1 protein-coding gene and 1 pseudogene are annotated in these 1,657 nt (G+C 68.1%); both read left to right on the forward strand.

Going from position 1 to position 1,657, the window contains the following annotated elements:
- Positions 1–814: pseudogene (locus tag G3N99_RS39755) on the forward strand (RND transporter); the annotation flags it as partial.
- A partial coding sequence (locus G3N99_RS39760) for a VacJ family lipoprotein (protein ID WP_206125137.1) occupies positions 807–1,657 on the forward strand: 851 nt, incomplete at its 3' end. The pseudogene G3N99_RS39755 and the gene G3N99_RS39760, both read left to right, overlap by 8 nt.

The following is a 1,657-nucleotide window of genomic DNA, read 5'->3' on the forward strand; positions in this document are numbered from 1 at the left end:
GGCGTCGCTCGCGAAGCTCGCCGCCGCGGATGCCGCCACGCGCTACCGCGCCTAGCGCGCGTTCTCCGATACGCTGCGCATCGCGCTCAACCAGCTCGCGTCGCTGCTGCAGCCGCAGGACATCACGCGCGCATCGCTGCCGCCGCAGCTCGTGCGCGACTGGGTCGCGCCGGACGGCCACGCGCTCGTGCAGATCTCGCCGAAGGTGCCGAAGGGCGTCGACCCGAACGACGACACGATGCTGCGCCGCTTCGCGAAGACCGTAAAAGCCGCGGAGCCGGGCACGACCGGCGGGCCGATCTCGATCCTGCATTCGGCCGACACGATCATCAGCGCGTTCCTGCATGCGGCGCTGTGGTCGATCATCTCGATCACGATCCTGCTGTGGGTCACGCTGCGCCGCTTCGGCGACGTGCTGCGCACGCTGGTGCCGCTGCTCGTGTCGGGCGTCGTGACGCTCGAGCTGTGCGTCGTGCTCGGCATGCCGCTCAACTTCGCGAACATCATCGCGCTGCCGCTGATGCTCGGCGTCGGCGTCGCGTTCAAGGTGTATTTCGTGATGGCGTGGCGCGCGGGGCAAACCGGGTTGCTGCACTCGAGCCTCACGCATGCCGTCCTGTTCAGCGCCGCGACGACGGCGACCGCATTCGGCAGCCTGTGGCTGTCGCACCACCCGGGCACGTCGAGCATGGGCAAGCTGCTCGCGTTGGCCCTGACCTGCACGCTGATCGGCGCCGTGGTGTTCCAGCCCGTCCTGATGGGCAAACCGCGCGTCAAACGCGCCAAGAACCAATCGCAAGGAATCAATGAATAAGGTGCGAATCATTGCGGCGACCGTTGCCGCCAGCGCAGTGCTGTCCGGCTGCGCGACGGGACCGAACCGCAACCCCAACGACCCGCTCGAGCCGATGAACCGGGCGATGTACAAGTTCAACGACACCGTCGACACGAACATCGCCCAGCCGATCGCGAAGGGGTACCAGAAGGTCACGCCGACGCCCGTGCGCACCGCGATCAGCAACTTCTTCTCGAACCTCGGCGATCTCGGCAACATCGCGAACAACCTGCTGCAGCTCCGCATCACCGATGCCACCGAGGATCTGATGCGCGTGGCGATGAACTCGGTGTTCGGCGTCGCCGGCCTGATCGACATCGCGACGCCGGCCGGGCTGCCGAAGCATCACCAAGACTTCGGCCTGACGATGGCGCGCTGGGGCATGCCGTCGGGCCCGTACCTCGTGCTGCCCGTGTTCGGGCCGAGCACGGTCCGCGACGGCGTCGGCCGCGCGGTGGACGTGCGCTTCAACCTGCTGAACTACATCGAGCCGGCCGCGCGCAACCCGATGTACATCGCGCAGTTCATCAGCGCGCGTTCGGACCTGCTCGGCGCGACCGACCTGCTGAAGCAGGCCGCGCTCGATCCGTATTCGTTCGTGCGCGACGCCTACCTGCAGCAGCGCAAGTCGCTGACGTATCGCAGCCAGTCGTCGTCGACCACGCTGCCGACTTACAACGAACCGGGTGAATCGGGCGCCGTGCCGGCCGCGACGCCGGCCGTGCCGGGGTTGCCGAACTACGAGGATCCGGGCGAGTCGGGCGGGGCATCGGGCGCCACGCCGAACAACGCGCCGGCCGCGCCAGGGCTGCCGCAGTACGA

Origin of the sequence: Burkholderia sp. Ac-20392, assembly GCF_017104585.1 — a bacterium.
Taxonomy (GTDB): domain Bacteria; phylum Pseudomonadota; class Gammaproteobacteria; order Burkholderiales; family Burkholderiaceae; genus Burkholderia; species Burkholderia lata.